At 77.7% G+C, this 5,802-nt stretch carries 7 protein-coding genes; 4 read left to right on the top strand and 3 right to left on the bottom strand.

All coding sequences use genetic code 11. From position 1 onward, the window contains the following. Both IDM29_RS14140 and ispF read left to right on the top strand, forming a co-directional pair. A partial coding sequence (locus IDM29_RS14140; protein ID WP_188037671.1) for a 2-C-methyl-D-erythritol 4-phosphate cytidylyltransferase occupies positions 1-499 on the top strand: 499 nt, incomplete at its 5' end. Next, positions 496-984, top strand: a complete 489-nt coding sequence (ispF, locus tag IDM29_RS14145; protein WP_182113050.1) for a 2-C-methyl-D-erythritol 2,4-cyclodiphosphate synthase — start codon at positions 496-498, stop codon at positions 982-984. The genes IDM29_RS14140 and ispF, both read left to right, overlap by 4 nt. Here the strand turns inward: ispF and IDM29_RS14150 are convergent. Next, positions 865-1,860: an EamA family transporter gene (locus tag IDM29_RS14150; RefSeq protein ID WP_182113051.1), complete on the bottom strand. Its 996-nt coding sequence runs from the start codon at positions 1,858-1,860 to the stop codon at positions 865-867. The two genes, ispF and IDM29_RS14150, sit on opposite strands and share 120 nt — an antisense overlap. Before the next feature lie 71 nt (positions 1,861-1,931). Between IDM29_RS14150 and IDM29_RS14155 the strand changes: the two genes are divergently transcribed. Continuing rightward, the gene (locus IDM29_RS14155) at positions 1,932-2,843 is read left to right on the top strand and encodes a LysR family transcriptional regulator (RefSeq protein ID WP_182113052.1); all 912 of its coding nucleotides are present in this window, start codon (positions 1,932-1,934) and stop codon (positions 2,841-2,843) included. Positions 2,844-2,874: 31 nt separating this feature from the next. On the opposite strand, the gene IDM29_RS14160 is transcribed toward IDM29_RS14155, so the two are convergent. Beyond that, complete coding sequence (locus IDM29_RS14160) at positions 2,875-3,810, bottom strand: NADP-dependent oxidoreductase (RefSeq protein WP_182113053.1); 936 nt, start codon at positions 3,808-3,810, stop codon at positions 2,875-2,877. Between the two features lie 58 nt (positions 3,811-3,868). Next, a complete protein-coding gene (locus tag IDM29_RS14165) occupies positions 3,869-5,251 on the bottom strand; it encodes a D-arabinono-1,4-lactone oxidase (RefSeq protein ID WP_182113054.1) in 1,383 nt (460 codons plus the stop codon). A 45-nt stretch (positions 5,252-5,296) separates the two neighbouring features. On the opposite strand from IDM29_RS14165, the gene IDM29_RS14170 reads away from it, so the two are divergent. Further along, the coding region (locus tag IDM29_RS14170; RefSeq protein WP_188037672.1) for an alanine racemase at positions 5,297-5,802 on the top strand (506 nt) is incomplete at its 3' end.

The raw sequence follows: 5,802 nt of genomic DNA on the forward strand, positions 1-5,802 counted from the left end.
CGAGGTGGTCCGCGGCGGGCCGAGCCGTCAGGCGTCCGTCGCGGCCGGGCTCGCGGCGCTCGCCGAGGCCGGGCTGGACGCCGAGGACGTCGTGCTCGTGCACGACGCCGCCCGCCCGCTCGTCGGCCACGCCACCATCCGCCGCGTGGTCGAGGGGGCGCGGCGCCACGGCGCCGTGGTCCCCGGCCTGCCCGTGGCCGACACGGTCAAGGCGGTCGACCAGCACGGCCGCGTGGTCGGGACCCCCGAGCGCAGCACCCTGCGGGCGGTGCAGACGCCCCAGGGCTTCACCTACGCCGTGCTCCGCCGAGCGCACGCCGTCGGCGCGCACCGGGCGTCCGACGAGGCGACCGCGGCGACCGACGACGCCGGTCTGGTCGAGTCGATGGGGCTCGACGTCCACGTCGTCGTGGGGGACCCGCGCGGGCTCAAGGTGACCACCACCGCGGACCTCGAGACCGCCGAGCGGCTCCTCGCCCATGCCGAGGTCGCGCGGTGACGGGCCTGCCCCGCACGGGGATCGGCGTCGACGTCCACGCCTTCGCGCCGCCGGGCGAGGAGCGCGAGCTCTGGGTCGCCGGCCTGCACTGGCCGGGCGAGCGCGGGCTCGCCGGCCACTCCGACGCCGACGTCGCGGCGCACGCCGCGGCGGACGCGCTGCTCGCGGCCGCGGGCCTGGGCGACCTCGGCTCCACCTTCGGCACGTCCGCCCCGCGGTGGGCGGGCGCGTCCGGCGCGTCCCTGCTGGCGGAGGCCGCGCGCCTCGTCCGGGAGGCGGGCTTCGAGGTCGGCAACGTCGCCGTCCAGGTCATCGGCAACCGGCCGCGCCTGGGCCCGCGTCGCGCCGAGGCCGAGGCCGCGCTGTCAGCCGCCGTCGGCGCGGACGTCCACGTCTCGGCGACCACCACCGACGGGCTCGGCCTCACGGGGCGCGGCGAGGGCCTCGCCGCGCTCGCCACCGCGCTCGTCGTCGCGCGCCGCTGAGGGGCCTCGCCGCAGGCTGCCGAGCAGCACGCCGACGACCACCAGGACCCCGAGGCAGAGCTCGACCGGCTCGGCGCGCTCCCCGAGCACGAGCGCGGCGAGCGCGATCCCGACGACGGGGACGAGCATCGAGAACGGGGCCACGCTGCTCGACGGGTTGCGTGCGAGGAGCGTCGTCCAGATCCCCGAGCCGACCACCGTCGCGACGAGCACGCTGTACGCCAGGCCGAGGAGCGCCGGCGCCGCGGCCGGTGCGTCGAGCGTGGTGAGGGACGCGCCGATCGCCTCCGGGCCCTCGAGCGCCAGGGAGAGGGCCAGCAGCGGGAGCGGCGGTACGACCGACATCCACGCCATCAACCGCATCGGGCTCTGCGGCCGGGCCTGGCGCGAGGCCAGGTTGCCCAGGGCCCAGCCGAGTCCGCCCGCGACGGTGAGCAGCACGGGGACCGCCGCCGCGTGGCCCCCGAGCAGTCCGCGGTGCACGGCGATGCCGGCGAGCCCGGCCACGGCGAGCACGACGCCCGCGACCTGCCGGCCCGTGAGCCGCTCGCGCAGCCACCAGGCGGCGAGCAGCACGGTGAAGGGCGCGGAGGACTGCAGCACGAGGGAGCTCAGCCCGGTCGGCATGCCCGTCGTCAGGGCGAGGAAGAGGAAGCCGAACTGCAGGATGCCGAAGCCGACGCCGTAGCCCACGAGCCAGCGCAGCCGGACCGCAGGGCGGGGGACCAGGAGGACCGTGGGCACCGCGATGAGGGCGAACCGCAGCGCCGCGAGGAAGAACGGCGGGAAGTGCTCGAGCGACGCGTGGATCGCCAGGAAGTTGGCGCCCCACAGGACCGCGACCACCAGGGCGAGGAGGCGGTCCCGTGAGCTCATGCCCCGAGCCTGTCCGAGCGGGTCGTGCAGCACCATCGAAAGATCCTGAACGGAGGGTTTAGCGTTCCTGCATGGACCTTCGGCACCTGGAGTCGCTGCGCGCGGTGCGGGACCACGGCGGCGTGGTGGCGGCCGCCCGGGCGCTGCACCTGACCCCCTCGGCGGTGTCCCAGCAGCTCGCCGCGCTGCAGCGCGGCACGGGGGTGCCCCTCGTCGAGCGGGTCGGGCGCGGCGTCCGCCTCACGGCGGCGGGGTCCGAGCTCGCGGACCGGGCGCTCGAGGTCGCCGTCGCCCTGAGCCGGGCCGAGGCCGCCGTCGACGCCTACCTCGAGCGGCCGACGGGGCGGGTGCGCGTGGCCGCGTTCCCCAGCGCCGCCACGATGCTGTTCCCCGGGCTGCTCGCGCGCCTGGACGCCGACGCTCCCGGCATCGACGTCGAGCTAGCCGACGAGGATGTCGCGCAGGGCGAGTTCCCGGCGCTGACCGCGCGGCACGACGTCGTCGTCGCGCACCGCCCGGACGTGCCCGCGCGCTGGGGGCCGGATCTCGTCGTCGTCCCGCTGCTGCGCGAGCCGCTCGACGTCGCGCTGCCGCCCGGCCACCGCCTCGCCGGTCGCGAGGCGCTCACGCCCGGCGACCTCGCGCACGAGCGGTGGGTCACGGTCCGCGAGGGCTTCCCCGTCGCGGCCGTCCTGGACGCGGTCGCGGAGGCCGCGGGCGCGCCACCGCACGTCGTGCAGCGGATCAACGACTTCGGTGTGGTCGAGGCGCTCGTCGCCGCGGGGCACGGCGTCTCCTTGCTGCCGCGGTACACCGCCGACCACCGTGACGGCGCCCGCTTCGCGCTCGTGCCGCTGCGTGGTGTCCGGGCGGCGCGGCGGGTGGACGCCCTCGTGCGCCCGGACCGGGCCGAGCGGGTCGTGGTGCGCCGCGTCGTGGACGCCCTGCGCGCGGAGGCCGAGCGCGTGGCCACGGGCGGCTGAGGGCGGGCCGCGCGGTCCGTGCGGGGCGGCGTCAGGGGTGCAGGACGATCTTGCCGTCGACCGTCCCGGCCATGCCCGCCCGGTGCGCGCGGGTGGCCTCCTCCAGCGGGTACCTCGCTCCCACCCTGACGTCGATGCGGTGGTCGGTCCACAGGCGCAGCAGCTCGGTGCGGGCCCGGCGGCGGACCTCGGTGCCGGGGTCCGAGCCGGCCCCGGCACCCAGCAGCGCGATGCCCGTGCCGGCGGCGTGCGCGTGCCCCGCCACGGTCGCGATGCGGCTGCGGTCCGCGACCAGCGCGAGCGACGTCGTGATGGCCTCGGGCGTCCCCGCGCAGTCGATGGCCGCCGTCACGCCGTGCGGCGCGGCGTGGCGCACGCGGTCCTCCAGGCCAGGCCCGTAGGGCACGGGCACCGCGTGCAGCTCGGTGAGGTGGTCCCAGTTGGCGCGGCTGGCCGTGCCGACGACGCGGGCGCCGCGGGCGTGGGCCAGCTGGACGACCGCGGACCCGACGCCGCCGGCGGCCCCGTGGACGAGGACCGTGTCGCCCGCGCCCACCCGCGTGGCGGCGATGGCGTGGAACGCCGTGACCCCCGTGACCATGAGGCCGGCCGCCTTCTCCCAGCTGCGGTCGGCCGGCTTGGGCAGCACCGACGTCGCCCGCACGAGGACGCGCTCGGCGTAGGCCCCGGTCACGGGGTAGGCGATGACCTCGTCGCCGGGCCTCACGCCCGGCACGTCCGGCCCGACGGCGGCGACGACGCCCGACGCCTCGAACCCCAGGCGCAGCGGGAGCCGGTCGGGGTCGGTGCCCCAGACGCCCGTGTACTGCTTCCAGTCCCCGGGGTTCACCCCGGCCGCCCGCACCTCGAGGAGCACCTGGCCCGGGCCGGGCGGGCCGCCCTCGACGTCCACGACCTCGAGGACCTCGGGTCCGCCGTATCTCGGGGCCACCACGGCGCGCGTCATGGCTCGATCATCACCCGTCCGTGCGGCGCGGGCGAGCGCTCGCGGCGCGGGTCCGGCCTCAGGACGCAGGGCCGAGGACGCGGTCGGTGTACGCGTTGCGGAACAGTCCTCCGGGGTCGTGCTCGGCGCGCACCGCGCGGAAGTCGTCGAAGCGCGGGTACAGCGCGGACAGCCGGTCCGCCCCGAGCCCGTGCAGCTTGCCCCAGTGCGGCCGCCCGTCGACGTCGGCGCAGATCGCCTCCACGGCGTCGAAGTACCGCTCGTGGGGGAGCCGGTGGTACTGGTGGACGGCGACGTAGGCGGACTCGCGGCCGTGCGCCGTCGAGAGCCAGACGTCGTCGGGCGCGGTGACGCGGACCTCGACCGGGAAGGGGACCGGCTCGCGCGTGCGCCGCAGCCACGCGTCGATCTCGCCGACGACGTCGCGCAGCGCTGCCCGGGGGACCGCGTACTCCATCTCGCGGAAGACGACGCGGCGCGGGGAGACGAAGACGTCCGCCGACGGCGCGGCGTAGGTCCGGTCGGACAGGGCGCGGGCGGCGACGGCGTTGATCGCGGGCACGGCCCGGGGCATCGCCGCGGCCAGCCGGTTGGTCAGCCCGAAGACGCCGTTCTGCATCAGCTCGTCGTCGACCAGGCGGCGTGCCGTCCCCAGCGCCGGGCCCGTGCCGGCGGGCACGCGCTGGTTGCGCTTGACCAGCGCCCGCCGGGTGAAGGGGAACCAGTAGACGTCGACGTGGTCGGTGGTCGCGACCCAGCCGTCCGGGCCGTCCATGGCGTCGAGGGCGTCGTCCAGGTCCCAGGTCTCCTCGCGGGCGAGCAGGCTGAACGCCGGTACGGCGCGCAGCGTGAGGGCGGTGAGGACGCCGAGGGTCCCGAGCCCGAGGCGGGCCGCCTCGAACAGGCCGGGGTCGCGGCTCGCGTCGGCCTCGCGGACCTCGCCGTCGGCGCCGACCAGGCGGACACCGACCACCTGCGTGGCCAGGCCGCCGAGGCGTGCCCCCGTCCCGTGGGTCCCCGTCGAGACGGCGCCGGCGATCGACTGCCGGTCGATGTCGCCCAGGTTCTCCAGGGCGAGGCCGCGGGCGGCGAGCTCGCGGTTGAGCGCCCGGAGCCGGATGCCCGCGCCGACCGTGACGTGGGTGCTCCCGTCGGGCTGCGGCGCGAGCGACCCGACGGCGGCGAGGTGGTCCAGGCTCAGCAGCACACCGTCCGTCACGGCGGCCGGCGTGAACGAGTGCCCGCCGCCGACGGCGCGCACCCGCAGCCCCGCGCGCGCCGCCCACCGCACGGCACGGACGACGTCGTCCTCGTCACGGGGACGCCAGAACCGCTGCGCCTGCGCCGTGGCGGTGCCGGACCAGTTGCGCCAGGTCCCCGGGCCGGGGCGTGCCCGCCGCGTCGACGGGCGGCCTGCGGGCGTGCGCCCGGGTGTCGTCATGTGCGGTGACTACCGGCGCGCGGACCGCTCCGTCAAGATGGCCGCATGATCACGGCGGAGCGGCTCGCGGCCACGGACGGCCTGCCCGCGCCGCTCGCCGTCGTCGACGTCGACGCGTTCGACGCGAACGCCGCGGAGCTGCTGCGGCGCGCGGGCGGGCGACCCGTCCGCCTGGCGACGAAGTCCGTGCGCGTCCCTGGCCTGGTCGAGCGCGCGCTCGCGGCCGGTTTCGCCGGGCTCATGGCGTACTCCGTGCGGGAGGCGCTGTGGTGGGTGCGACGCGGGGCGACGGACGTCCTGCTGGGGTACCCGAGCGTGGACCGCGACGCGCTCGCGCGGCTCGCGGCCGACCCGGCCGCGCGGGCGGTGACCACCCTCATGGTCGACGACGCCGCGCAGCTCGACCTCCTCGCGCGCGCGGCCCGCGACGCGGGCGCCGGGGACGGCCTGCGGGTCTGCCTCGACGTCGACGCCTCGCTCCGGCCGGGACCGGCGTGGCTCGGTGGCCTGCGCCCGCACCTGGGCGTCCGTCGCTCGCCGCTGCGCGAGCC

This window comes from Actinotalea sp. JY-7885, assembly GCF_014525465.1.
GTDB lineage: Bacteria > Actinomycetota > Actinomycetes > Actinomycetales > Cellulomonadaceae > Actinotalea.